This is a genomic window from Enterobacter sp. PGRG2, assembly GCF_030291195.1.
Taxonomy (GTDB): Bacteria; Pseudomonadota; Gammaproteobacteria; order Enterobacterales; family Enterobacteriaceae; genus Enterobacter_D.
Window position 1 is genome coordinate 241,097 of sequence record NZ_CP127837.1, and the last position, 439, is coordinate 241,535.

Consider the following 439-nt stretch of genomic DNA (forward strand, 5'->3'; position numbering starts at 1 on the left):
CGCATGCGCCTTGCCAGCAGCATTGGGCTGCCGCTGAGTAATGGCGCAGGATCGAGCGCGACGCCTTTATAGCCGATCTCCAGATGCAGATGCGGCCCGGTGGACAATCCAGTATTGCCGGAAGTGGCAATGGTTTCCCCGGCTGACAACCGATCGCCTTTTCGCACAGTCACCGTATTCAGATGTAAATAGCGGCTGTACCAGCCGTCATTGTGCCGCACGGTGAGGTAGTTACCGGCGCGGCGATCGTGCCCGCGCTCCACCACCTCGCCATCGGCGACCGACATCACCGGACTGCCAACCGGCACCGGAAGATCCATCCCTTTATGTTCGATATAACGTCCCAGAATCGGATGGCGGCGCAGGCCAAAAGCGGAACTTACTGCCACCTTTTTCTCAATGGGATGCACAAAGCGCACCTCATCGGTGATGATGCTAC

The 439-nt window shown here is 58.5% G+C and carries 1 protein-coding gene; it reads right to left on the bottom strand.

The annotated features are described in order from the left end of the window. The coding region (locus QRD42_RS00970; RefSeq protein WP_321988719.1) for a M23 family metallopeptidase at window positions 1-439 on the bottom strand (439 nt) is incomplete at both ends.